Annotated in this window: 21 protein-coding genes; 11 read left to right on the top strand and 10 right to left on the bottom strand. The window is 66.2% G+C overall.

Features of this window, described 5'->3' with window-relative positions; translation table 11 throughout:
- The first annotated feature begins 151 nt into the window (after positions 1-151).
- Both hemB and DES47_RS10635 read left to right on the top strand, forming a co-directional pair.
- On the top strand, positions 152-1,159 hold the full coding sequence (hemB, locus tag DES47_RS10640; protein WP_425057428.1) for a porphobilinogen synthase: 1,008 nt from the start codon (positions 152-154) through the stop codon (positions 1,157-1,159).
- The gene (locus DES47_RS10635; RefSeq protein WP_133700625.1) at positions 1,159-2,256 is read left to right on the top strand and encodes a magnesium transporter CorA family protein; all 1,098 of its coding nucleotides are present in this window, start codon (positions 1,159-1,161) and stop codon (positions 2,254-2,256) included. Before hemB ends, DES47_RS10635 begins: the two co-directional genes overlap by 1 nt.
- Positions 2,257-2,259: 3 nt before the next feature.
- Here DES47_RS10635 and ybeY read toward each other — a convergent pair whose 3' ends face one another.
- Entirely contained in the window at positions 2,260-2,715 is a 456-nt protein-coding gene (ybeY, locus tag DES47_RS10630) for an rRNA maturation RNase YbeY (RefSeq protein ID WP_133700624.1), read from the bottom strand.
- Positions 2,712-3,728 carry a PhoH family protein gene (locus DES47_RS10625; RefSeq protein ID WP_133700623.1) on the bottom strand — a complete coding sequence of 339 codons (1,017 nt, stop codon included), beginning with the start codon at positions 3,726-3,728 and terminating at the stop codon, positions 2,712-2,714. Before DES47_RS10625 ends, ybeY begins: the two co-directional genes overlap by 4 nt.
- 88 nt (positions 3,729-3,816) lie before the next feature.
- On the opposite strand from DES47_RS10625, the gene DES47_RS10620 reads away from it, so the two are divergent.
- The 4 genes from DES47_RS10620 (at position 3,817) to ruvB (ending at position 8,087) form a co-directional block, all read left to right on the top strand.
- Positions 3,817-5,676 carry a sensor histidine kinase gene (locus DES47_RS10620; protein WP_133700622.1) on the top strand — a complete coding sequence of 620 codons (1,860 nt, stop codon included), beginning with the start codon at positions 3,817-3,819 and terminating at the stop codon, positions 5,674-5,676.
- 70 nt (positions 5,677-5,746) lie between these two features.
- Entirely contained in the window at positions 5,747-6,406 is a 660-nt protein-coding gene (locus DES47_RS10615) for a response regulator (protein WP_133700621.1), read from the top strand.
- A gap of 8 nt (positions 6,407-6,414) precedes the next feature.
- A complete protein-coding gene (gene ruvA, locus DES47_RS10610; RefSeq protein WP_133700620.1) occupies positions 6,415-6,987 on the top strand; it encodes a Holliday junction branch migration protein RuvA in 573 nt (190 codons plus the stop codon).
- Positions 6,988-7,034: 47 nt separating this feature from the next.
- A complete protein-coding gene (ruvB, locus tag DES47_RS10605; RefSeq protein WP_133700619.1) occupies positions 7,035-8,087 on the top strand; it encodes a Holliday junction branch migration DNA helicase RuvB in 1,053 nt (350 codons plus the stop codon).
- A 123-nt stretch (positions 8,088-8,210) separates the two neighbouring features.
- Here ruvB and DES47_RS10600 read toward each other — a convergent pair whose 3' ends face one another.
- The 7 genes from DES47_RS10600 to DES47_RS10570 form a co-directional block, all read right to left on the bottom strand.
- A complete protein-coding gene (locus DES47_RS10600; RefSeq protein ID WP_133700618.1) occupies positions 8,211-9,125 on the bottom strand; it encodes a porin in 915 nt (304 codons plus the stop codon).
- Between the two features lie 132 nt (positions 9,126-9,257).
- Positions 9,258-10,376, bottom strand: coding sequence for a sterol desaturase family protein (locus DES47_RS10595; RefSeq protein ID WP_133700617.1), 1,119 nt, complete (start codon positions 10,374-10,376; stop codon positions 9,258-9,260).
- Positions 10,377-10,409: 33 nt separating this feature from the next.
- Positions 10,410-11,525 carry a DSD1 family PLP-dependent enzyme gene (locus DES47_RS10590; RefSeq protein WP_133700616.1) on the bottom strand — a complete coding sequence of 372 codons (1,116 nt, stop codon included), beginning with the start codon at positions 11,523-11,525 and terminating at the stop codon, positions 10,410-10,412.
- Entirely contained in the window at positions 11,522-12,193 is a 672-nt protein-coding gene (locus DES47_RS10585; protein ID WP_133700615.1) for a histidine phosphatase family protein, read from the bottom strand. The genes DES47_RS10590 and DES47_RS10585 overlap by 4 nt, the downstream gene beginning before the upstream one ends.
- A gap of 3 nt (positions 12,194-12,196) precedes the next feature.
- Positions 12,197-12,520 (bottom strand): DUF1840 domain-containing protein, encoded by a 324-nt coding sequence (locus DES47_RS10580; protein ID WP_133700614.1) that lies wholly within the window; start codon positions 12,518-12,520, stop codon positions 12,197-12,199.
- Positions 12,521-12,595: 75 nt separating this feature from the next.
- On the bottom strand, positions 12,596-14,737 hold the full coding sequence (locus DES47_RS10575; RefSeq protein WP_243748248.1) for a putative bifunctional diguanylate cyclase/phosphodiesterase: 2,142 nt from the start codon (positions 14,735-14,737) through the stop codon (positions 12,596-12,598).
- Positions 14,734-16,050, bottom strand: coding sequence for a cyclic di-GMP phosphodiesterase (locus DES47_RS10570; RefSeq protein WP_133700613.1), 1,317 nt, complete (start codon positions 16,048-16,050; stop codon positions 14,734-14,736). The genes DES47_RS10575 and DES47_RS10570 overlap by 4 nt, the downstream gene beginning before the upstream one ends.
- A gap of 410 nt (positions 16,051-16,460) precedes the next feature.
- Between DES47_RS10570 and DES47_RS10565 the strand changes: the two genes are divergently transcribed.
- The 5 genes from DES47_RS10565 to pobA all read left to right on the top strand — a co-directional run bounded on the left by DES47_RS10565 (position 16,461) and on the right by pobA (position 21,395).
- A complete protein-coding gene (locus tag DES47_RS10565; RefSeq protein WP_133700612.1) occupies positions 16,461-17,156 on the top strand; it encodes a 3-oxoacid CoA-transferase subunit A in 696 nt (231 codons plus the stop codon).
- Positions 17,153-17,800: a 3-oxoacid CoA-transferase subunit B gene (locus DES47_RS10560; RefSeq protein ID WP_133700611.1), complete on the top strand. Its 648-nt coding sequence runs from the start codon at positions 17,153-17,155 to the stop codon at positions 17,798-17,800. The genes DES47_RS10565 and DES47_RS10560 overlap by 4 nt, the downstream gene beginning before the upstream one ends.
- Before the next feature lie 25 nt (positions 17,801-17,825).
- Entirely contained in the window at positions 17,826-19,028 is a 1,203-nt protein-coding gene (gene pcaF, locus DES47_RS10555; RefSeq protein WP_208114954.1) for a 3-oxoadipyl-CoA thiolase, read from the top strand.
- Positions 19,029-19,281: 253 nt separating this feature from the next.
- Positions 19,282-20,127, top strand: coding sequence for an IclR family transcriptional regulator domain-containing protein (locus DES47_RS10550; protein WP_133700609.1), 846 nt, complete (start codon positions 19,282-19,284; stop codon positions 20,125-20,127).
- An 86-nt stretch (positions 20,128-20,213) separates the two neighbouring features.
- Positions 20,214-21,395 carry a 4-hydroxybenzoate 3-monooxygenase gene (gene pobA / locus DES47_RS10545; protein WP_133700608.1) on the top strand — a complete coding sequence of 394 codons (1,182 nt, stop codon included), beginning with the start codon at positions 20,214-20,216 and terminating at the stop codon, positions 21,393-21,395.
- Positions 21,396-21,444: 49 nt separating this feature from the next.
- Here pobA and DES47_RS10540 read toward each other — a convergent pair whose 3' ends face one another.
- Complete coding sequence (locus tag DES47_RS10540; protein WP_133700607.1) at positions 21,445-23,511, bottom strand: aminotransferase class V-fold PLP-dependent enzyme; 2,067 nt, start codon at positions 23,509-23,511, stop codon at positions 21,445-21,447.
- Positions 23,512-23,574 lie beyond the last annotated feature (63 nt).

Below are 23,574 nucleotides of genomic sequence, written 5' to 3'. Positions count from 1 at the left end.
AGGAAAAGCAGGGAGCGACCACCTCACGGCTATCGCTCAGTGCAGATTTTACCAGATATCGCACCACGCACCGTATACGGGGAGTTACGGATACCATTGGTTCATGGGGTCAGTCCCAAATTTTCACGCTCGTTCCTCGGAGAAACAGACCTTGCGCACGCCCACCCCCTACCCGACCAACCGCCCTCGCCGCCTGCGTCGTGACCGCTTCACCCGTGACCTGGTGCGCGAGCATGGGCTGAGCGTCAAGGATCTGATATTGCCGGTCTTCGTGCACGAGGGTGAGAACCGGCTTCACCCCATTGACTCGATGCCCGGAGTGGCCCGGCAGAGCCTGGACCACCTGCTGCGCACCGCCGAAGAGGCGGTGAGTCTGGGCATTCCGATGATGGCCCTCTTCCCGGCCATCGAACCCCAGCTGAAGACCATCGACGGCGCCGAGGCCTTCAACCCGGAGGGGGTGATCCCGCGCGCCGTGCGGGCGCTCAAGTCGCGGTTCCCGGAGCTGGGCCTGCTGACCGATGTGGCTCTGGACCCCTACACCAGCCATGGCCAGGACGGCCTGCCGGACGAGACCGGCTATCTGATCAACGACGCCACGGTCGAGCTGCTGGTGCGGCAAGCCCTGACCCAGGCCGAGGCCGGCGCCGATATGGTGGGCCCCAGCGACATGATGGACGGTCGCATTGGCGCCATCCGCGCGGCGCTGGAAGCGGCCGGCCACATTCACACCCGAATCATGGCCTACAGCGTCAAGTACGCAAGTGCCTTCTACGGCCCCTTCCGCGATGCCGTTGGCTCCAAGAGCGCCCTGGGCAAGGCCGACAAGAACACCTATTACGTGGACCCGGGCAATAGCGACGAGGCGCTGCGCGAGGTGGCCCTGGACCTGGCCGAGGGCGCCGACATGGTGATGGTCAAGCCCGGCATGCCGTATCTGGACATCGTGCGCCGGGTCAAGGACGAGTTTCGCGTGCCGACGTTCGCCTACCAGGTCAGCGGCGAATACGCGATGCTGAAGGCCGCCGCCGCCAATGGCTGGCTGGACCACGATGCGGTGATGATGGAGTCGCTGCTGGCCTTCAAGCGCGCCGGCGCCGATGGCGTGCTGAGCTATTTCGCACTCGACGCGGCCCGCCTGATCAAGGCCGGCCGCTGATGCGCATCTTTCACCTCAGCGGCGACCAGTTCACCGAGCTGGACGCCATGCCCGAGCAAATGCCGGCCACGGGCTTTCTGTGGGTGGGCAGCGCCCGGCGCGAGTTCGAGGTCAACGCCGCCAACATCCAGGCCGCGCTGCAGCGCTGGACCAGCAGCCAGTTGGTGGACCTGCATGTGTCCGATCTGCTGAACAACCAACTGCCCTCGCACTTCGACTACACCTCCTGGTACGACCTGCTGGTGTTCCGCCGGCTGGCCGCGGCGCCGGGCAGCGCCGAGCTGTTCGTCGACGCCGAGCATGGCACGATGGCCTCTGCCGAGCGGGCGCTGAAGGCCATAGACACCAGCCCGGTCGGGTTTGCAGTGTTCGACCGCGTGCTGCTGACGGTGCACCCGGCCGATTGCCAGGTGCGCGAGTTCTTTGCACAGAAGATCACCAAGCTGACCCAAGGCACCGACTTTCGCGGCAGCAGCCGTCTGCCCAACAGCAGCGCCGACCTGATGCTGCGCATGGTCAACCATATGGTGGACAGCTATCTGGAGCTGCGCCGCCTGCTGACCCGTCAGCTGGGCACGCTGCAGCAGGAACTGCTGGACCCGCACAGCCACTTCGACAACTGGCAGCTGCTGCTGGACTCGCGTAACAGCCTGCACCTGCTGGACGACACCTGCGAAGACCAGCGCAGCGCCATCCAGGAGTGGATAGACGCGCTGGACGAGTGGCCGCCCGAGGTCGACGCCCAGGCGCGCCGCGAACGCGAGCTGCTGCGCGTGCGCTCGCGCGATGTGCTGGAGCATGTCGAGCGGGTGCTCAGCCATGTGCGGCGGCTGGAGTCCTCGGCCGAGGCGGCGGTGCAGATGCACTTCTCGGCGCTGGGCCATCGCACCAACGCCATCATGCGCACCTTGACGGTGCTGACCGCCATCTTCATGCCCTTGAACCTGATCACCGGCATCTTCGGCATGAACTTCGACGCGCTGCCGCTGATACACAGCGCCACCGGCTTCTGGGTGGCGACCTTGATGATGCTGACCCTGGGTCTGGGCCTGGGCGCCTTCTTCTGGCGCAAGCGCTATCTGAGCAGCCAGCGCTGAACGCTATCGGGTCTTGCCGCCCGCATAGGGGTCGGCAAAGCCCATCGCCAGCAGCAGCTCGGTCTCGCGCGCCTCCATGCAGGCGGCTTCGTCGTCGACCTCGTGGTCATAGCCCTGGGCATGCAGCGTGCCATGGACCAGCAGATGGGCATAGTGGTCGGCGATGGCTATGCCCATCTCCTGCGCCTCCCGGGCCACCACCGGCGCGCAGAGCACCAGATCGGCCACCACCACCGGTTCGTGGCTGTAGTCGAAGGTCAGCACATTGGTGGCGTAGTCCTTCTGCCGGTAGTCGCGGTTCAGCGCCTGGCCCTCCTCGGCGCCGACGATGCGCACGGTCAGCTCGCCCGGCAGCTCCAGCGCCGTGCGTATCCAGCGAACGACCTTGTGCCGGGGCAGCAGCGCGCGGTGGCTCGCATCGGCAAACTGCAGCGACAGGCTCAGCTCGGGCTTGCTCATACGGCACCCTCCCGCCTAGAGGTCTGGGCCTCATAAGCGCGCACGATGCGCGCCACCAGCGGATGGCGCACCACGTCGGCGGCGGTGAAGTGGGTCATGGCAATGCCGTCGACATCGCTCAGCACCCGCTCGGCATCGACCAGGCCGCTGGCCATGCCCTTGGGCAGGTCGATCTGGCTGGTGTCGCCGGTGACCACGCATTTGCTGCCGAAACCGATACGTGTCAGGAACATCTTCATCTGCTCGGGCGTGGTGTTCTGCGCCTCGTCCAGGATCACGAAGGCATGGTTCAATGTGCGCCCGCGCATGAAGGCCAGCGGGGCGATCTCCAGCAGGCCCTTCTCGAAGGCCTTGGTGACACGCTCGAAGCCCATCAGATCGTAGAGCGCGTCATACAGAGGGCGCAGATAGGGATCGACTTTCTGCGCCAGATCGCCGGGCAGAAAACCCAGCCGCTCGCCGGCCTCGACCGCCGGTCGCGTCAGGATGATGCGCTGCACCGTGTTGCGCTCCAGCGCGTCAACGGCGCAGGCCACGGCCAGAAAGGTCTTGCCGGTGCCGGCCGGCCCTAGGCCGAAGGTGATGTCGTGCGAAAGGATCTTGCGCAGATAGTCATGCTGGTTCGGCGTGCGGCCGGCCAGCTCGGCGCGGCGCGTGCGCAGGGTGATGGCGCCGTCAACGGGATGGGCGTCCGCCGTGCCGTCGCCCAGCGCCGCGGCCACAGCGGCACGCTTGCGGGGCCGTGCCTGGGCCAGATCACCGGCCGCCTCGACCAGGGCCAGTTGGAAGGCCTGCGGCGGTATCGGCTTGGCGGCGCGCTCGTACAGACTCTTGATCAGCGTCACCGCACGCTCGGCAAAGGCCTTGGCGCCTTCGACGCGGAAATACTCGTTGCGGCGCGAGATGCTGACGTCCAGCGTGGTCTCGATCTGGCGCAGGTGTTCGTCCAGCATGCCGCATAAATGGGCCAGCCGGGCGTTGTCCAGGGGGACGAATTCATGTCGAAGTATCACGATTTGCTTCGCTTGTGTGTGAAGCTGCATTGTCGCCCGGGTGGACACCGAGGCTGCAAGGGGGCCGCGTCCTGCACAATCATCGACCATGAGAAGCCTGTCCGCCGTCCCCGTACTGATCCGACTACTGGCCCGGCTGCTGTGCTTGAGCGCCGCGCTGGCCTGGCTGACGCCGGCCCTGGCCCAGTCCAAGCAATACCTGACCCTGAATCAGGCACTGGCCGTGGCCAGCGATGCCCCGCTGTTCCCCGACGGGGCCGCCGCGCGTGCGCAGGCCCTGCCGGATGACTGGGCGCAGAGCCGGCCTGGCTACAGCGGCGCGGTCTGGTATCGCCTTGGCTTCGATGCGGCGCCGCAAGCCCCAGGTCAGCCACTCGGGCTCTACATCGACCGCGCCTGCTCCAACTACCAGCTGGTACTCAACGGCATCAAGCTGAAGAGCATCGGCGCGATGCAGGACCCGATCAGCGACCACTGCTATGCCGCCCAGCTGGTGGAGCTGCCCAGCGGCCTGCTGAAGGCTCAGGGCAATGTGCTGGACCTGCATCTGGCCGGCTATGCCCGGCAGCGCGTCAATGCGGTGCAGCGCGGTGGCGGCCTGTCGGCAGTGGAGCTGGGCCCGCTGGATGAACTGACGCAGCGGACTCACCGTACCAATCTATGGCGGCAGGGCTTGCCGGCCCTGCTGTCGGCGGTCATGCTCAGCTTGGCCCTGTTTGCCGGCGCGCGAGCGCTGATCAGCCATCGCGAACGTCATCTGGGCTATCTGGCCGGCATGGCCCTGCTCACGGCCCTGCTGAGCCTGCGCTTCTTTGTCGGCGAAGTCCCGCTGCCTCGCGATCAGCTTGAGTGGCTGCTGGCCAGCCTGGTGCCGCCACTGGTGCTGTGCGTGGTGCAGTTCCTGCTGCGCCAGGTCGGCTGGGAACACCGGGCCCTGAACATGGCGCTGGCGCTGCAATGCCTGCTGGTGCCGGTGAGTCTCTGGTGGGCCGGAGCGCTGCACCACCATACGCTTGCCGGTGCCTGGTATCTGGTGCTGACCGCACAGGTGCTGGCCGCAATGGCCTTTCACCTGTGGCTGGCTTGGCGCAACCAGCGCAAGGAATTCTGGCTGATGGCCGGCATCCTGGGGCTGGCCGGGCTGCTGCTGGTGCTGGAGGTGTTGACACAGCACCGCCTCGTCGCCGGACCGGTGGGCCTGGCGGCCGTGGCCATGCCGCTGTGCATGTTGATGATAGGTCTGCGCCTGGTCGTCCTGCAGGCCCACGGCCGCAACCAGGCCGAGCTGGACCGCAGTGTGATGGAACAGCGCCTGCGCGACACCGTGACCGAGATCGAGCGCAACTATGCCCAGTTGGCCGAGACCAAGGTGGAACAAGTCACCGAGCGCGAGCGCAAGCGCATCGCCGCCGACCTGCATGATGACCTGGGTGCCAAGCTGTTGACCATCGTTCACACCAGCGAGTCGGATCGCATCTCCACTCTGGCGCGCGAAGCGCTGGAGGAGATGCGCCTGTCGGTTCGCGGCCTGACCGGCAAGCCGGTTCAGCTGCTCGACGCCCTGGGCGACTGGCGGGCCGAGGTGGTGTCGCGGCTCAGCCAGGCGAATATCGTCGCCGAATGGAAGTCGCCGCCCGAGGACATCGTGCACACCCTGCCGGCGCGGGCCTATGTGCAGACGACCCGCATCTTCCGCGAGTCGGTCAGCAACATCATCAAGCACAGCGGTGCGACCCACTGCACCATCAGTTGCGCGGTGCTTGGCACCGACTTCCAGGTCATGATCCAGGACAACGGCCATGGCATCTCGATGGAACTGGACGGCAGGCTGGACCGGGGCCACGGCATGGCCAGCATGAAGTCGCGCGCCAAGCAGATGCATGGCCAGTGCCTGGTCGAGTCGGGACCGGGCTGGGGAACCGTGATTCGTCTCACGATTCCGCTCTGAGCGTGTGCCCCCATCGCTTGATTCACCCGCCACGGCGTCGATAACCCCGTATCCCTACAAGGCGAGAGCAATGAACAATATTCTGCTGCTGGAAGATCTGCCCGAGATTCGCGCCTGGCTGAAGGCCCTGATCAAACAAGTGTTCCCGGCCTCGGAGATCATCGAGTGCGCGCGCATCCATGACGCGCTGCAGCTGGTGGCGGCACAGAAGTTCAGCCTCGCCCTGCTCGACCTCGGTCTGCCAGACGGCTCCGGCGTCGATGTGGTCGCCGCCCTGCGCGATGCCCAGCCCGACGTGCAGTCGGTGATCGTCACCATCCACGACGACGACGAGCACCTGTTCCCCGCCCTGCAGGCCGGTGCCTTCGGCTATCTGCTGAAGGAGCAGTCGCGTGAGCTGCTGGTCGAGCAACTGCAACGGATGAGCCAGGGTGAGCCGCCGCTGTCGCCTTCGATCGCGCGCAAGGTGATTGCCTATTTCACCGGCCAGCAGCGCCGTCCGCAGGCCTCGAACACGCTGGTGCACGAGGTCTCGCTGACCGACCGCGAAACCGAGGTGCTGCTGCGCGTGGCCAAGGGCTATACCCTGCCCGAGATCGGCGTGCAACTGGGCCTGAGCCGACACACCATCGCCGACTATGTGAAGCAGATCTACCGCAAGCTCAATGTGTCCTCGCGCGCCGAGGCCGCCCTGGAAGCACAACGCCTGGGCTTGTTCGGTCGCGGATAATCCGGTCGATGATCGGACGACTGACTGGCGTAATCGCGGAGAAATCGCCCCCGCTGGTGCTTGTGGACGTGAATGGCGTCGGCTATGAGGTCGACGTACCCATGAGCACCTTCTACAACCTCGGCGGCCTGGGCGAGCGCGTCACCCTGCTGACCCACCAGGTGGTGCGCGAAGACGCCCATCTGCTGTTCGGCTTTCTGACGATCGAAGAGCGTGCCACTTTCCGCCAGCTGATCAAGATCAGCGGCGTCGGCCCGCGCATGGCCCTGTCCATCCTGTCCGGCCTGAGCGTGCAGGAGCTGGCCCAGGCCATCACCCGCCAGGAGGCCGGCCGCCTGGTCAAGGTGCCGGGCATTGGCAAGAAGACGGCCGAGCGCCTGCTTCTGGAACTCAAGGGCAAGCTGGGCCCGGATCTGGCCCTGCCGGCGAGCATCGCCAATGACGCGCAGGGCGACATCCTGCAGGCCCTGGTCGCGCTGGGTTATAGCGACAAGGAAGCGGCGAGCGCGCTGAAGGCGCTGCCGGCCGACATCGGCGTCAGCGAAGGCATCAAGCAGGCCCTCAAAGCCTTGGCGCGCTGAGCGCTCAAAACCTGTATATCTGAACAGCTCGCGCACATAATGCGCATATGAGCATTCAAACCGATGAGTTCGAGCCTACACGGCGCGTGGTCAGCCCAGCCCCCACTTCGCCCAACGAAGAAGCAATAGAGCGCGCGCTGCGACCCAAGGGCCTGCGCGAATACGTCGGCCAGGCCAAGGCACGCGAGCAGTTGGAGATATTCATCGGCGCGGCCAAGAAGCGCGAAGAGGCGATGGACCATGTGCTGCTGTTCGGCCCACCCGGCCTGGGCAAGACGACGCTGAGCCACATCATCGCCAACGAGCTGGGCGTCAATCTGCGTCAGACCTCGGGCCCGGTGCTGGAAAAGCCCAAGGACCTGGCCGCCATCCTGACCAATCTGGAGCGCAACGATGTGCTCTTCATCGACGAGATACACCGGCTGAGCCCGGTCGTCGAAGAAATCCTCTACCCGGCGCTGGAGGACTACCAGATCGACATCATGATCGGCGAGGGCCCGGCCGCCCGCTCGATCAAGCTTGATCTGCAGCCCTTCACCCTGGTCGGCGCCACAACGCGCGCGGGCATGCTGACCAATCCGCTGCGCGACCGCTTCGGCATCGTCGCCCGGCTGGAGTTCTATTCGGCGGAGGAACTGGCACGCATCGTCACCCGCTCGGCAGGGCTCCTGAATGTGCCCACCGATGAAGAGGGCGCCTTCGAGATCGCCCGCCGCTCGCGCGGCACGCCGCGCATCGCCAACCGCCTGCTGCGCCGCGTACGCGACTATGCGGAAGTCAAGGGCGACGGCCGCATTGGCAAGCGCATCGCCGATCTGGCCCTGGCCATGCTGGACGTCGATCCGCGCGGCTTCGACGTGATGGACCGCAAGCTGCTGGAGGCCGTCATCCACCGCTTCGATGGCGGCCCGGTCGGTCTGGACAATGTGGCTGCTGCGATCGGCGAAGAGCCCGGCACGATAGAGGACGTGATCGAGCCCTATCTGATCCAGCAGGGCTTCTTGCAACGCACGCCGCGCGGGCGCATCGCCACCTTGGCCGCCTTCCGACACCTGGGCGTGACGCCACCGAAGTCCGCCGCGGATCTGTTCGACGAATAGACATAAAAAAAGCGACCCGAAGGTCGCTTCTTTCAACTGTGATCCGAAGATCAGCCCTGTCGCGTGTATCGCGCCAGGGCCTGCTGCAGCCGGACAAGCCCTTCCGGACTTGTCCGCGCGGCATCAGAAGTTGTGGCGGATACCAGCGGCCAGCGACGTGAAGTCGCCTGCCTTGTTCAGCGTGTTCTTGGTGTCGATGGCCGTGTAGTAGCCATACACCTTGGTGCGCTTGCTCAGGTTGTAGTTGTAGCCCAGCGTGAACTGGTTGGCCTTGTTGGTCGACACGTTCTTGCCCGTGGCACCGAAGTTCACGTGGAACTCCGAAGCACCCAGGGCGTACATGCCAGCCAGACGCGAAATGGTACGCGACGAGCCGTTGACGTCTTCGCGCTGAACGTAGCCACCGATGGTGAATGCGCCCATCTCATACAGTGCACGGCCAGCGAATTGCTTCACATTACCTTGCTTGGTGTAGCCAGCACCCAGGTGCAGAGGGCCCTGGTCGTAGTTGGCGGACAGGTCGAATGCCTTCTTGTCGACGCCTTCGCCGGCGTGGACGGCGACTTCAGCAGTGAAACCACCGAAGTTGGGCGAGAACCAGCCCACCTTGTTGGTCGTGGGGAACGGGCCGCCGTACAGCGCGTCGGACGACGAACCGGTTTCGTGGTTGTGCATGCCGACATAGTCGGACGTGGCGTAGTACGAACCGGGAGTCCAGTTGCCCAGACGGATGGTGCCGAAGCTGCCGGTCAGGTCGACGTGCGACTCACGGCCCCAGAACGAAGCGGCAGCCTTGCCGTCGCTGGAGTCAAAACCGCTTTCCAGCACGAACGAAGCCTTCAGGCCGCCGCCCAGGTCTTCAACGCCCTTGAAGCCAAAACGCGACGAGTTGTTGGCGACAACAATCTTGCGGCCTTGGTTGTTGATCTTCTGGCTCTCAACGGTGGTGTTGATGCGGCCGTACAGGGTCACCGAGCTTTGAGCGAAAGCCGGGGCGGAAATAGCTGCAATGGCAGCAACAAGAGCGATCTTTTTCATCGTTTGCCTTTGAGAGTTGAGGGTTTGCCGGGCTTTTTTCAGCCTGATCTTGTGTTCGGAAAGTGGACGCAGTATAGAAGTTGCAGGGTTTACTCGGTACCCTTGACGCAGCGTAAAAACAACAACCGCCGGTCAAGCCTGCTTTCCAAGCCCCGCGGGAGCGTGGCGCGAGACTACGGACGCCGAAGTCCGCCCACCACAGAGCCGGCCCAGCAGCCACAGGCCCAGGGCCAGCACCAGCGCAAACACGATCTGCTGCAGCAGGGGCAGGCCATGCACCGTCCACAGAAATACCGCCGTCAGTGTCAACACGACGACGAACAGGGCCAGCACAAGGCCCTGCCGAAGCAGACTCATCGGCGGATCGAAGCGCTGCACCCGCGCGCAGTCGAACGGTTCGCGGGGGAAGCGCGCCTCCAGCTCTTCCGGCCGCCAGCCCGGTGGCTTGAACCAAATTCGCACCTTGTCGAGCCAGTTGCGGGCATGCCAGCTGTCCTTGGCCAGGGCGGCATAGACCTCCAGATTGGCCCACAGCGGATTCCAGCTGCGCAGCGGCTTACGTGTGCCGTATACGCAGGGCTGCTCGTCCAACTCCGGCTGGAAGCTGCCGAACATGCGGTCCCAGACGATCAGGATGCCGCCATAGTTGCGGTCCAGATAGACATCGTTCACCGCATGGTGGACGCGGTGGTTGGACGGCGCACAGAACCAGCGGTCGAACCAGCCCAGGCGGCCGATCTGCTGGGTGTGGACCCAGTATTGATAGAGCAGGTCGATCAGCGCAACGACGGCAAACACCAGCGGCGGAAAGCCCAGCACGGCCATCGGCAGATAGAAGATCCAGCCGAGCAGCCAGCCGCTGCTGGTTTGCCGCAGGGCGGTGGACAGGTTGTAGTCCTCGCTCTGGTGGTGCACCACATGGGCGGCCCAGAACACGGCGCTGGTATGGCCGAAGCGGTGGTGCCAGTAATAGAAGAAGTCGTAGAGCAGCAAGCCCAGGCCCCAGACCCACAGCGACTGGACCGGCAGCTGCCAGATGGCCAGGTGCTCGAAAGCCAGGGTGTAGATACCCAGCTTCATCGCCGTGGCAAAGACCTCGGCGACCTGACTGAGCATGCCCAGGCCTATGCTGTTGACAGCATCGTTCACACGATAGGTATTGCGGCCGCGCCGCACACCGACCCACCACTCAAGCAGTATCAGGGCCAGGAACACCGGGGTGGCCAGGACAATGATTTGCGAACCTTGCATGGGTCAACCCTTGATCTTTGATAGGCGCCCGATTCAGATCAGGCAACCCCGGGCATGGACAGGCCAGAGATGCGCCACCACCCCCTGCTCCAACCCGCCGCGCACCACCACATAGCGGTCGTGCAGATTGACAGTCGGGTCGCAGTGCCCGGGCACCAGCCAGACGGTGTCACCCAGCTCGGGCAGGGTGTCGCCCCGGGCGCGCAGGATCCCGTGCTCGTCACCGCCATTGGCGAACTCCAGATCCCGCCCCCAGACCCGGGGCAGGCCGCTGTCGATCGCATGGGCCTTGTGGCCGGCATCGACAACGGCGTGGGACAGGCCCCGGCTGATGACCTGACTCTTCACGAACAACGCATGCTCGAACACCGGCACGCCACGCTGCGGCTCGTTGTCGGCATAGTCGCGATCCATGAACACATAGGAGCCGGCCTGCAACTCGCCGTAGAGGCCGCTGGCGGTTTCCAGCGCAAAGCTGCCGGTGCCGGCGCCTGTAACCAACGGACAGTTCAGACCGCTGGCCGTGACCGCTGCCTGGGCCGTGCGCGCCACCGTCACCGCATGGTGGATGGCGACCTCGCGCTCGGCCACGCTGCGCAGATGCTGGGCCTTGCCGTGATAGGCCTGCAGCCCGGCAAAGCGCAGGCCGGGATGGGAGGCCACCAGATGGGCCAGCGCACCGGCCTCAGTCGCCGCCACGCCGCAGCGGCCCTGGCCGACGTCGATCTCGACGAACACGTCCAGCTGGGCGCCGGCCTCGCGCACAGCAGCAGCCAGGCGGTCTATGCCCAGCCGCGAGTCCACCGCGATGGCCAGGGTCACGCGCTGGGCCAGCGCCGCCATGCGGGTCAGCTTGCGCGGATCCACGATCTCGTTGCTGATATAGATGTCGTCCACGCCGGCGGCGGCCAGCGCCTCGGCCTCGCTGAGCTTTTGCACGCAGACGCCGACAGCGCCAGCCGCCCTCTGCAGCGCCGCGACGTGGCCGCTCTTGTGCGTCTTGGCATGGGGCCGCAGCCGCATGCCGTGGTTGCCGGCAAAGTCCGCCATCTTCTGGATATTGCGTTCCAGTGCGTCCAGGTCCAGCACCAGGGCCGGCGTGGCCACGGCCGAGACCGGGTCACCTACTTGAATGGCTTCGGCAGTCATGTCGTCATTCCTTGGCGCTCACCATCGCTGAATTCATCCAGGGCCGGGCCTTCCAGGTGCGACTTGTCGTTCCAGCCCACCAGGGTGAAACCCTCTGGCATATAGAGCAGCCGATTAATGCTGGCATTGCCCAGCTCCCAGCTGCGCGGTGCATGCAGTTCCAGCCGCGAGGCGGCCCGGTACAGGCAGTCCATCACCCCGCCATGGGCCACCACGGCAATGTGCTCGCCCGCATGGCGCTCGGCCAGCGCCCTGACGGCCCCGACGCAGCGGGCATAGAAGGTCTGCAGGTTTTCACCGCCCTCGGCCGCGAACAGGGGGTCACGCTGACGCCAGCGCAGGGCCTGATCGGGCCAGCGCTGCTCGATCTCCTTGAAGCTGAGCCCCTCGAAGGCGCCGAAGGAACGCTCGCGCAGGCCCTTGTCCACGCTCAGGGGCAGGCCGACCGACTCGGCCACGGCGCTGGCGGTGGCATGGGCGCGCGACAGATCGCTGCAGTAGATCGCGGTCAGGTCCTCGCCGGCCACCGACAAGGCCAGCCTCCTCGCCTGCTCGCGCCCCACGGCATTCAGCGGAATGTCCAGATGCCCCTGGATGCGCGAATCGACGTTCCAGGCGGTTTCGCCATGGCGTATGGCCAGGATGCGGGTCACGGCGGGATGGGTCATCGCTCAGACACCCCAGACCACGTCATGGTGCTTGGCCAGCGCGCGGCGCATCATCTCCAGCAGCGGCCAGACGCGCTGGCGCAGGCTCACGCCCTCGCGTGGCGGCAGTTGCACGCCCTCCGCCCTGGCCTCGGCCTGCGCCTGTGCATAGGCCGCCTCATCGGCGGCCACCGCCTGCTCGATGGCAGCCATCAGCGCTGGCAGATCGGCGGGCTCGAAGATGCCTTTGGCCGTGACCGGGCGACCTAGCAATTTGAGCAAATGATCGCCGGCCGGCCCCATCATGATCACGTCGGCGGAGTCCTTGGACTTGAACTTGTAGAGCATGGCGGGCCTTTGCTGCAGTGGCGTGTTGGCCGCCATTGTGCAACGCCCTCAAGGCGCGCTGCTGGGGTTAGCGCATTAAACGCCGTTGGCGTGCCGCATCATCCGCAGCGAGGCCGGCGGCTTGATGCGCGGCGGCGCAAATACGCGCTGCTCGAAGCTGGCCACATCCAGCGCCGGGGCATACAGAAAGCCCTGGAACTCATGGCAACCGGCCTGGGCCAGGAATTCGCGCTGGGCGACGGTCTCCACGCCCTCGGCAATTACCTGCAGCTTCAAGGCCCGGCCCATCTGGATGATGGCGTTGGCAATGCCGACATCGCTGGCGTCGTCGGGCAGGCCCTTGACGAAGCTGCGGTCTATCTTCAGCCGCTGGATCGGGAAGCGCTTCAGATAGCCCAGGCTGGAGTAGCCGGTGCCGAAGTCGTCGATGGCCAGTCGCACGCCCAGATCGGCCAGGCCCTGCAAACGTTGCAAGGCCTCGTGGGCGTCATGGACCAGGATGGATTCGGTCAGCTCCAGCTCCAACAACGCAGCCGGCAGGCCGGCAGCCAGCAGCACATCGGCCACGTGCTCGACAAAGCGCGGCTGCTGGAACTGCAGCGCCGACACGTTCACGGATACCGGCATGAAGGCACCGCGCCGCTGCCACAGCGCCGCCTGGCGGACAGCCTCGTGCAGCACCCAGTCGCCGATGGCGATGATGAAACCGCTGTCTTCGGCCACCGGAATGAATTCGGCCGGCGAGATCTCGCCGCGCACCGGATCGCGCCAACGTATCAGCGCCTCGGCGCCTATCACCCGGCCATAATCGAGATCGACCTGGGGCTGGTAGTGCAGCCGGAACTGCCCCTCCTTCAGTGCCTGACGCATGCTGTGGTCCAGGCGCATCCGTGACAGCAGATCGACGTCCTTGCGCGGCTGGTGGAAGCGGAACCCCGCGCGGCCGCTCTCCTTGGCGCGGTGCATGGCGCGGTCGGCGCTGGCCAGCATCTCGTCGGTGTTGGTGCCATCGCTGGGATACAGGGCGATGCCGATGCTGGCGGTGACCGTGAAGCTGAGCTTGTCCAGCGTGAAGGGCTTGACCATCGAATCGAGCACGCGCCGTGCAGTGGCCTCGGCACCACGGGGGTCGGCCTGATGCACCAGCAGCGCGAATTCGTCGCCCCCGAGTCGCGCCACCGTGTCGACCTCGCGCAGGCTGCGCTTGATGCGCTCGGTGACCTCGACCAGCACGCGGTCGCCGAACGAGTGGCCCAGGGTGTCGTTGATCTGCTTGAAACGGTCCAGATTGATGCTCAGCAGGCCGAAGCCCGAGCCCTCGCGGCGCGCCATCGCCACCGCATAGTCGATGCGTTCGGAGAGGGCCCGGCGGTTCGGCAGACCGGTCAGCGCATCGGTATGCGACAGCTCCTCGATGCGCTGCGAGGCCGCCAGCTTCTCGCTCAGATCGCGGAAGGAATAGACACGTCCGATTGGCCGGCCCTTGCTCCATTGGGGCAGCGACACGCGCTCCAGTACCCGGCCGCAGTGCAGCTTGATGACGTCGCTGGCCTGCATCAGCGGCGCATCCTGGATGGCCGCCAGGCGGATGTTATAGGCGCTGCTCTCTGTCACGCTGCGCCGCATCCAGGCCTGCACCGCCTCATCGTTCTTCTCGACCAGCAGGTCGTCCGGAATGCTCCAAAGCGAAGCAAAGCGCTGGTTGAACGAGCGCATGCGGCCGGCCAGGTCGGTCACCAGGATGCCGTCGGCCGTCGATTCAAGCGTTGCGCGAAGCTCGGCCAGCAGGGTCTCGCGCTCATCCTCGCTCTGGCGCTGGCGGGTCTGGTCGTGCAGAGCCACCAGCCAGTGACCGGCGCCCGGTTCGTCGGCGGCCGGCGGCAGATGGCTGATGCGACGCGTCACCCAGACGGTGTGGCCGTCCTTGTGGCGCAGCAGGGTATCGGAGAACAGCGCTTCGGTCGCACCGGCGCTGACCTGCGACCAGAACATCATGTCCTCGGGTGTGCAGACCAGCGACTCGACCGACACGCCCAGCAGCTCGGAGCTGTCCATGCCCAGCATGCGGGCGCCGGGGGCATTCAGCGCAATGATCTTCAGCGACGCGGCGTCCACCAGCCAGACGGCCTCGAGCAGGGCGCCGATCAGGGGCGCCCAGCGGCTCAAGACGCCGGGGCGGTCGCCCAGGGCGACCTGAGACACCGCGCCGAATGTCACGCAGCCAGCTCCTGGTAGGTCTCTGGCCGAGTCACCACCGGCTCGAAGAAGTAGGCCACCCGCTGGCGCGGCGACAGATAGTCCAGCGCCGACTGGGGCAGCATCGCCGGCTTGAGGCTGCGGCGTATGCCCAGGTCGGGCTGGGTCTCCAGATTCAGTATCAGCGCCTCTTCGCGCGGCACCTTGGGATCGTGAACCATCACCCGAGGCTTCAGCGGCCGCGACGAGTTGACGGCCACGACCAGGGCAAAGCGGTCATCGGTCAGCTGCACCGCCGAGCCCGGGGGATAGACCCCCATCATGCGGATGAAGGCATTCAGCATCGTTGCGTCGAACCGGCTGCGGCCCTGGGCAAACATCAGCGACAGCGCCTCGTGCGGCGTCATCGATTTGGCCGGTATGGCCGGATTGCAAAGCCCATCAAACCGGTTCACCAGGGCCACGATGCGGGCCGCGGCACTCATGCGGTCAGCGTTCAGGCGCTGCGGGAAGCCTGTGCCGTCTGCATTCTCATGGTGCTGGGCAATGACCAGCAGCGGACCGGCGCTGAGGCCCATCTTCTGCGCCAGGGCCACGCCCTTGGCCACATGGGTCTGGTAGGCCTGCAGCTCGGCGCTGGAGAAACCGTCGTCGCGGCTACGGACCCGTGCCGGCAGCTCCAGCTTGCCCATATCGTGCAGCAGGGCCCCGACGCCCAGATCGGTCATCTCGTCGGCCGACATATTGAAGACGCGGGCCAGCAGCAGCGAGATGATGGACACATTCAGCGCATGGGCGGTGTTGCGGTCGCCTGCGCCCTCGCTCAACAGACGGATGTTCAGGTCGGAATCGCCGAGCATCTTGGCCAGCAGCGCCTTGGTCAGCGCCTCAGCCTGCTCGCGCGAGCCGGTGGGCTGGCGCGGCACCATCTCGATCAGCTGCCGGAAGGCGGTCGAGGCCTCGGCGTACTGTTTCTCGCACAGGTTCAAAGCGTCGCGCTGGGCCTTCAGGGCGTCCTTGTGGACCTGCCTGGCCAACTCCTCGGCGCTGGGCGCGGCAGGAGCGGCCGCCACAGGCTCGGGCGAGGCGGCACCTTCGGCCGAAGCAACAGGAAGCGCAATCGGTTCAGCGTCCGCTTGCAAATCACTCTTGCTCGGGCTCCAGCGCACCTGTTTGAGCTTGAGGCTGCGCACCGTGGCGAGCTGCTCCTCGGTGGTCAGCTTGAAGCTGCTCAGCGGAAAGGGATGCGACATCCAGCCCAGATCCAGGTGGATGAACATCCCCACCTTGAGCTGGCCGACATCAATCAACGGTTCGGAAGATCTGTCCTTCATTCAGATTAGGCGGCTCCGCTGATGAGCACGTCCTGAGCTGTCTTCGGCAACGCCTTGAGACAACTTGAGTGTGCTTGAGCGCCAAAAAACGTCAAGATTTGGGGCTCGTTCCCGAGTGCAGTTTCTTGAGTACCGCAAAGCGTGGAAAAGACACGCATTCACCCGGCTGATCGACTGCCAACCCGCATCTGAGGGCCGATTCGGCCCGCGACGGCGACGGGCGCCACGACTCAGTGCTTTCCCGCATATCGACCAAATCGGCGGCGTTTTTAGCAATTTCTCGTCACTTTTTCGTCATAAGAGGCAACAAGACACGACCTGACGCCCACCAGCGGCACGCCTTGACCCCTCTACGGGGGCGGCATAGCATCAAAGTTCCATCCCAGCCGGGGGCCCGTCGCTCTCACCTCATGATCAACAAATTCGTGGCCACGCCGGACCAGGCGCTGGCCGATGTGCGCGATGGCGCCACCGTGATGATTGGGGGCTTCGGTACCGCCGGTCTGCCCAACGAGCTGGTCGAGGCTCTGCTGCGCCAGGGCGCACGCGAGCTGACCGTGGTCAATAACAATGCAGGCAATGGCGACACCGGCCTGGCCGCCCTTCTGGCCGCCGGTCGCGTGCGCAAAATCATCTGCTCGTTCCCGCGCCAGGCCGACTCGCATCACTTCGACCGGCTCTATCGCGCCGGTCAGATCGAGCTGGAACTGGTGCCACAGGGCAATCTGGCCGAGCGCATACGCGCCGCAGGTGCCGGCATCGGTGCCTTCTTCACCCCCACCGGCCACGGCACCGATCTGGCCAAGGGCAGGGAGACCCGGGTCATCAATGGCCGGCACTACGTGCTGGAGTACCCGCTGGCGGCCGACTTCGCCCTGATCAAGGCCGAGCGGGGCGACCGCTGGGGCAATCTGAGCTACCGCATGACGGCGCGCAACTTCGGGCCCATCATGGCCGCGGCCGCCACCACGGCGATTGCCAGCGTGCACGAGGTGGTCGAGCTGGGCGAGATGGACCCGGAGGCGATCGTCACGCCAGGCATCTATATACAGCGGGTGGTGCAGATTCCACGCGCCTCGACGCTTGCCGGAGGGGTCAAGTCATGAGCGCATACCAGGCCTGGACCCATGCGCAGATGGCACAACGCGTCGCGCAGGACATCGCCGATGGCTCGGTCGTCAACCTGGGCATAGGCCTGCCGACCCTGGTGGCGAATCAGATCCCGGCCGACCGCGAGGTCATCCTGCACAGCGAGAACGGCGTGCTGGGCGTGGGCCCGGCGCCTGACGCGGGCGCCGAGGACTACGATCTGATCAATGCCGGCAAGCAGCCGGTGACCCTGCGGCCGGGTGGCTGCTTCTTTCACCATGCCGACAGCTTCGCGATGATGCGTGGCGGCCATCTGGACATCTGTGTGCTCGGCGCCTTCCAGGTCTCGGTGCGCGGCGATCTGGCCAACTGGCATACCGGCGCTGCCGATGCAATACCGGCCGTTGGCGGCGCCATGGACCTGGCCCTGGGCGCCAAGCGCACGTTTGTAATGATGGAACTGCTGAGCAAGAAGGGTGAGAGCAAAATCGTCCCCGAGTGCAGCTATCCGCTCACCGCCCCCGCCTGCGTCAGCCGCATCTATACCGATCTGGCCGTGTTCGAGGTGGTGCCCGAAGGCCTGCGTGTGCTGCAGCGCTGCCCCGGCCTCGAAGCGGCCGAGCTACAGCGCCTGGTCGGCCAACCCCTGCTCCAATCCTGAATTCCAACCTCCCTCCCCCATGACCATGAACCAAGCCTTTATCTGCGACGCCATCCGCACCCCGTTCGGACGCTACGGCGGCGCCCTGTCCTCGATCCGTACCGATGATCTGGGCGCCCTGCCGCTGCGCGCGCTGATGGAGCGCAACCCCAAGGTGGACTGGGCGGCGGTGACCGACGTGCTCTACGGCTGCGCCAACCAGGCCGGCGAGGACAACCGCAACGTCGCCCGCATGGCCGCGCTGCTGGCCGGACTGCCGATCGAACTCCCCGGCGCCACCATCAACCGGCTGTGCGGCTCGGGCATGGACGCCGTGGGCCAGGCGGCGCGGGCCATCCGCTCGGGTGAGGCGCAGCTGATGCTGGCCGGCGGTGTGGAAAGCATGAGCCGCGCGCCGTTCGTGATGCCCAAGGCCGAATCGGCCTTCTCGCGCAGCAACGCCGTCTATGACACGACGATAGGCTGGCGCTTCGTCAACAAGCTGATGAAGGCGCAGTACGGTGTCGATTCAATGCCCGAGACGGCCGAGAACGTGGCCAGCGACTTCGGCATTGAGCGCGAGGCCCAGGACCGCATGGCGCTGGCCAGCCAGCTCAAGGCGGTGGCGGCGCAGAAGGCCGGTGTGTTCGACGCCGAGATCCTGCCGGTCAGCATCGCGCAGAAAAAGGGTGACGCCATCATCGTCGCCAAGGACGAGCATCCGCGTGAAACCAGCCTGGAGGCGCTGGCCAAGCTCAAGGGCGTGGTGCGCCCCGATGGCACGGTGACCGCCGGCAATGCCTCGGGCGTCAATGACGGCGCCGTGGCCCTGCTGCTGGCCAGCGAAGCCGGCGCCTCCCAGCAGGGGCTGACGCCGCGCGCCCGCGTCGTCGGCATGGCGGCGGCCGGCGTGGCGCCCCGCATCATGGGCTTCGGCCCGGCACCGGCCACGCGCAAGGTGCTGGCCTTGACCGGCCTGAGTCTGGCGCAAATGGACGTGATCGAGCTGAACGAAGCCTTTGCCGCCCAGGGCCTGGCCGTGCTGCGCGACCTGGGCCTGGCGGACGACGATGCCCGCGTCAACCCGAACGGCGGCGCGATCGCCCTGGGCCATCCGCTGGGGGCCAGCGGCGCACGGCTGGTCATGACGGCCGTCAACCAACTGCACCGCACCGGCGGCCGCTACGCCCTGTGCACGATGTGTATAGGTGTCGGCCAGGGCATTGCGCTGATTGTTGAGCGCGTTTGAACAGGCGTTAGACGCTGAACCCCTCATCAACGCCGCCGGGCTGCCTAACAGCCCGGCGGCGTTTCGCTTTGATGGCACGCAAACCCGTGCGCCCCATGCCGGTGCATTCAGGCCAGACTCGCAGCTTCCGTGCGTATAGCGCCCATATACGGCGATCCGACGGGGACAAACCCAGGCCACAGGCCTATAGTCAGCGAATTCTTGGTTCGCGCACCCCGTTTCGGGCGATATGCGCACAACATAGCGACGCCCGATGTCATCCAACGACGAGCAAGACGATTTTTCGCCCAGCCCCTTCCCGGCAACGGCCTGGGAGTCTCCGAGCGCTGCCGTGGTCAGCAGTGCGCCGTTGAAGCGCGATCTGGTGGCCGGCCTTGAAAAAGGACTGGCCGTGATCGAGGCTTTTGATCAGGAACGCCCCCGCCTGACGATCAGCGAGGTGGCCACCCGCACCGGCCTGACCCGCGCCGCCGCCCGCCGCTATCTGCTGACCCTGCTGCACCTGGGCTTCGTGTCGCAGGACCGCAAGATGTTCGCGCTGACGCCCAAGGTGCTGCGCCTGGGTCAGAGCTATATGCACTCGGCCCGCCTGCCGCGCATCGTCGAGCCCGAGTTGCACAAGCTGGCTTACGCGCTGAAGGAAGCCAGCTCGGCTGGCGTGCTGGACGGCGCCGACGTGATCTGCATTGCGGCCACCAGCGCCGGCCGAGTCGTCTCATCCACGTTGCAGCCGGGCACCCGCGTGCCGGCCTACTGCACTGCCAACGGCCGCATGCTGCTGGCTGCGCTGCCGCAGGGCGAGGTCGATGCCTGGATTGCACGCCAGGAATTGACACCGCTGACGCCCTACACCATCACCCACCCGGACCGCCTGCGCATCGAAGTGGCGCGGGCCCGCGCCCAGGGTCATGCCTGCGTTGATCAGGAGTACGAGCTGGGTCTGCGCACCGTGTCGGTGCCGCTGAAGAACTACCGCGGCGATGCCGTGGCGGCGATGAATATCAGCGTCCACGCCTCGCGCATCAGCATGGATCAGCTGGTCGAGCAATGCCTGCCGCCGCTGTTGCAGGCGCAGGCGCATTTGCGCATGCTTCTCTAACGGCCGCATCCGTTGAGCTTCGGCCGCCGCAACTCAGCGGCGAGCCTGATTTAGCCTTGCAGCCCTTGCCTATCAAGGGGTAGTCCATGACGACCAGAACCCAAGTCGCCATCGTCGGCGCGGGCCCGTCCGGCCTGCTGATGGGCGCCCTGCTGCACCGTGCGGGCATTGACAACATCATCATCGAGCAGCGCAGCGCCGACTATGTGCTGAGCCGCATCCGCGCCGGTCTGCTGGAGCAGACCACGGTGGACCTGGTCACGCAGGCCGGCGTCGGCGGCAATATGCTGGCCCATGGGCTGGAGCACCACGGCTTCGAGATCTCGTTCAATGGCCAGCGTCACCGCATCGATCTGCAGGGGCTGACCGGTGGCAAGTCGGTGATGGTCTATGGCCAGACCGAGCTGACCCGGGATCTGATGGCCGCCCGCAGTGCCGCCCTGCTGCCCACCGTCTACGAGGCCGCCGAGGTCGCGCTGCATGACTTCGACAGCACCGCGCCACGGCTCAGCTACCGCAAGGACGGTGCCCTGCATGAGATCGCCTGCGACTTCATCGCCGGCTGCGATGGTTTTCACGGTATCAGCCGCGCCAGCGTGCCGGCCACGGCGATACAGACCTTCGAGCGGGTCTATCCCTTCGGCTGGCTGGGCGTGCTCGCCGACACGCCACCGGTCTCGGAGGAGCTGATCTACGCCCAGCATGAACGCGGCTTCGCGCTGTGCAGCATGCGCAGCAAGACGCGCAGCCGCTGCTATGTGCAATGCAGCGCCAGCGACACGGTCGATCAATGGTCGGATGCACGCTTCTGGGACGAATTGCGCCTGCGCCTGGACCCCGAGGCCGCTGATCGCGTGCGGGCCGCGTCCTCGATCGAGAAGAGCATCGCCCCGCTGCGCAGCTTCGTCGCCGAGCCGCTGCGCTTCGGCCGCCTGTTCCTGGCCGGCGATGCCGCCCACATCGTGCCGCCCACCGGCGCCAAGGGCCTGAACCTGGCGGCGGCCGATGTGCGCTATCTGTCACAGGGCCTGATCGAGCACTACCAGGAGCAAAGCGCGGCGGGCCTGGACGCCTATTCGGCCAAGGCACTGCGCCGGATCTGGAAGGCCGAGCGCTTCTCCTGGTCCATGACGCGGCTGCTGCACCAGTTCCCCGACGAGGGCGGCTTCGAGGCCAGGCTGCAGCAGGCGGAGCTGAACTACCTGGTCGGCTCGACGGCGGCGATGACGGTGATGGCAGAGAACTACGTCGGTTTGCCTTTGGAGTAGCCCGGATGGAATCCGGGGTTCCGGTCAGCCCCGGATTGCATCCGGGCGGTCAGATGCTATGGGCGAAAGCCTCATGCCGCTCCCACAGCGCCAGCCCGCCGGCCAGCGAGTAGCTGTTCGCATGGCCGAGACGGCGCAGGCATTGCACGGCCTGGCCGCTGCGATTGCCGCTGCGGCAGAAGAACACCAGTGGCCGCTGCGGTTCGGTCAACCAGGACTGCAGGCCGTTGACCAGCCGTGACAGCGGCATGGCCTGCAGGGCCCAGTCCGACAGCCTGGGCGTCTGGCTGAGCAGTTGCTCATAGGGTTCGCGCACGTCGACGACCAGGGTCTCGGGGTGGCGAAGCAGGAAGTCGGCCAGTTGCGCCGCATTCAGCTCGACACCCGCCGCCCGGCCTGGAGGGAGCCGTTCGGCCGCCAAGGTCGTGGCCAGGCGGTTGTCGAAGTCGTGGGCGGGGCAGATCAAGGTCTGCGGGCCGATCACGGCGGCGAGGCGCTGCAGCTGCTGCTCGCGCATGGGATCAGCGCTGCCTATCAGGTCGGGCATCAAGGCATCGCCGCAGAAAGCCAACGTCACGTCGGCAGCGACCAGGCGCCCCTCGCGGGCCTTGCCCAGCAGATAGGCCTGGGCCTGTCCCATGGGCAAGCGCGCCAACCATTGCCCGCCAAGCTGCAGCGCCTGCACCACCTGGCCGTCAGCGAGTGTCAGCGATGTCGATGGCTGCGGCCAGTCCGACGCAGGAGAGGTCTCGAGCACCGCCAGCACGCGATAGCCCTGGCAGCGCAGGTATTGCTCGATTCGCCCGGCCAGCTCCGGCTGCGGATCGATCACCACGCAGCTCTGGTCGGCCTGGTCCGCCAGCAACCAGGTGCAGGCGCCGCCGTAGTTCAGCTGCACGACACCATCGCCGGCCAGCGGTTCGTCGTCGGCCCCGCTGAGGCAAGTGCGCCGCATCGCCTGGCCGCAGGCATGGATGCGCGCCACCGCCTCGGCGATGAAGGCTTCTTCGACCGCCGGGCCGAAGGACATGCGCACCGCCGATGCCGTCTGCCACTCGGGCAACCCCATCGCCTGCAGCACGAAGCTGGGCTGGGCCTTGGCGGCGCTGCAGGCCGAACCGCCGCTGACACGCACATCGGCGGCGTCGAACATGTCCAGCAACAGCTTGCTGCTCAGGCCGGGCACGGAGAAATTCAAGGTCGTCGGCAGCGACAGGGCGAGCGAGGCATTGAACACCACGCCCGGAAACGCCGCCTGCAGCGCCTCGGCCAGGCGGAAGCGGAAGCCCTCCAGTTCGGCATGACTGCGAAAACTCCGACCATCGTCAAGCGCGGCCAGCACGGCGCCTAAAGCGGCGATGCCCGACATATTCTCGGTGCCCGAGCGCAGGCTGCTCTCCTGACCGCCGCCGGCCAGCAGCGGTGTGAACGGCGCGCCTTCGCGCACATAGAGCAGGCCTATGCCCTTGGGCGCGTAGAGCTTGTGGCCGGAGAACGGCGCGTAGTCGATGCGGGTCTGGCTCAGATGCAAGGGCAGCTTGCCCAGCGCCTGCACGCCATCGACCATCCACAGGGCCCGGCTGCCGGCCTCGTCCAGTACGGCTGCGATGCCGGCCAGGTCGCTGATCACCCCGGTCTCGTTATTGGCCGCCATCACGCAGACCATGCCGGCGTCGGCCGCGTGCTGGCGCAGCCAGGCCAGGTCGTGACGGCCATCGCGGTCCACCGGGATCGCCTGCACCTGCAGCCGCAGACCGAGCAGCTGGTTCCAGTGCTTCAAGGTCTCGGGCACGGCCTTGTGTTCGGTGGCGCCGTAAAGCAGCAGGCTGCCGATGGCCTCGCCGTTCTCGCGACGCTCGCGCAACGCGCTCAGGGCCGACAGCACGGCCGTCTGTATGCCCTCGGTGGCACCGCTGACGAAGAGCAGCTGGCCGGCGCCGGCATCCAGCAGTTGGCGGGCGCGCTGGCGCACCGCATCCATCATCGCCCGCGCCTTCAGGCCGGTGCTGTGGATGCTGCTGGGATTGCCGAATTCCTCGGCCATGGCCTGCATCGCGGCCACCCGGGCCTGGGCCAGCACCGGCGTGGTCGCGTTTGCGTCTAGGTAGATTTCCATCGGTTCGGCTGCTGTTTGAGCGGGAAAGTCGCCAATGGTACGGCTGCAACGCTATATTCAGGC

It is taken from the genome of Roseateles toxinivorans, assembly GCF_004362525.1.
Taxonomy (GTDB): domain Bacteria; phylum Pseudomonadota; class Gammaproteobacteria; order Burkholderiales; family Burkholderiaceae_C; genus Paucibacter; species Paucibacter toxinivorans.
The sequence above is the reverse complement of the archived record's forward strand: the minus strand, read 5'-3'. Positions and strand labels throughout refer to the sequence as shown.

Bases quoted from the DNA above. Each gene is read 5' to 3' on its own strand.
- DES47_RS10580 (WP_133700614.1), bottom strand. From the start codon at position 12,520: ATGCTCTACAAGTTCAAGTCCAAGGACTCCGCCGACGTGATCATGATG.
- DES47_RS10585 (WP_133700615.1), bottom strand. From the start codon at position 12,193: ATGACCCATCCCGCCGTGACCCGCATCCTGGCCATACGCCATGGCGAA.
- DES47_RS10565 (WP_133700612.1), top strand. From the start codon at position 16,461: ATGATCAACAAATTCGTGGCCACGCCGGACCAGGCGCTGGCCGATGTG.
- ybeY (WP_133700624.1), bottom strand. From the start codon at position 2,715: ATGAGCAAGCCCGAGCTGAGCCTGTCGCTGCAGTTTGCCGATGCGAGC.
- DES47_RS10570 (WP_133700613.1), bottom strand. From the start codon at position 16,050: ATGAAGGACAGATCTTCCGAACCGTTGATTGATGTCGGCCAGCTCAAG.
- pobA (WP_133700608.1), top strand. From the start codon at position 20,214: ATGACGACCAGAACCCAAGTCGCCATCGTCGGCGCGGGCCCGTCCGGC.
- DES47_RS10620 (WP_133700622.1), top strand. From the start codon at position 3,817: ATGAGAAGCCTGTCCGCCGTCCCCGTACTGATCCGACTACTGGCCCGG.
- DES47_RS10590 (WP_133700616.1), bottom strand. From the start codon at position 11,525: ATGACTGCCGAAGCCATTCAAGTAGGTGACCCGGTCTCGGCCGTGGCC.
- DES47_RS10550 (WP_133700609.1), top strand. From the start codon at position 19,282: ATGTCATCCAACGACGAGCAAGACGATTTTTCGCCCAGCCCCTTCCCG.
- ruvA (WP_133700620.1), top strand. From the start codon at position 6,415: ATGATCGGACGACTGACTGGCGTAATCGCGGAGAAATCGCCCCCGCTG.
- pcaF (WP_208114954.1), top strand. From the start codon at position 17,826: ATGAACCAAGCCTTTATCTGCGACGCCATCCGCACCCCGTTCGGACGC.
- DES47_RS10540 (WP_133700607.1), bottom strand. From the start codon at position 23,511: ATGGAAATCTACCTAGACGCAAACGCGACCACGCCGGTGCTGGCCCAG.
- DES47_RS10560 (WP_133700611.1), top strand. From the start codon at position 17,153: ATGAGCGCATACCAGGCCTGGACCCATGCGCAGATGGCACAACGCGTC.
- DES47_RS10615 (WP_133700621.1), top strand. From the start codon at position 5,747: ATGAACAATATTCTGCTGCTGGAAGATCTGCCCGAGATTCGCGCCTGG.
- ruvB (WP_133700619.1), top strand. From the start codon at position 7,035: ATGAGCATTCAAACCGATGAGTTCGAGCCTACACGGCGCGTGGTCAGC.
- DES47_RS10595 (WP_133700617.1), bottom strand. From the start codon at position 10,376: ATGCAAGGTTCGCAAATCATTGTCCTGGCCACCCCGGTGTTCCTGGCC.
- DES47_RS10600 (WP_133700618.1), bottom strand. From the start codon at position 9,125: ATGAAAAAGATCGCTCTTGTTGCTGCCATTGCAGCTATTTCCGCCCCG.
- DES47_RS10635 (WP_133700625.1), top strand. From the start codon at position 1,159: ATGCGCATCTTTCACCTCAGCGGCGACCAGTTCACCGAGCTGGACGCC.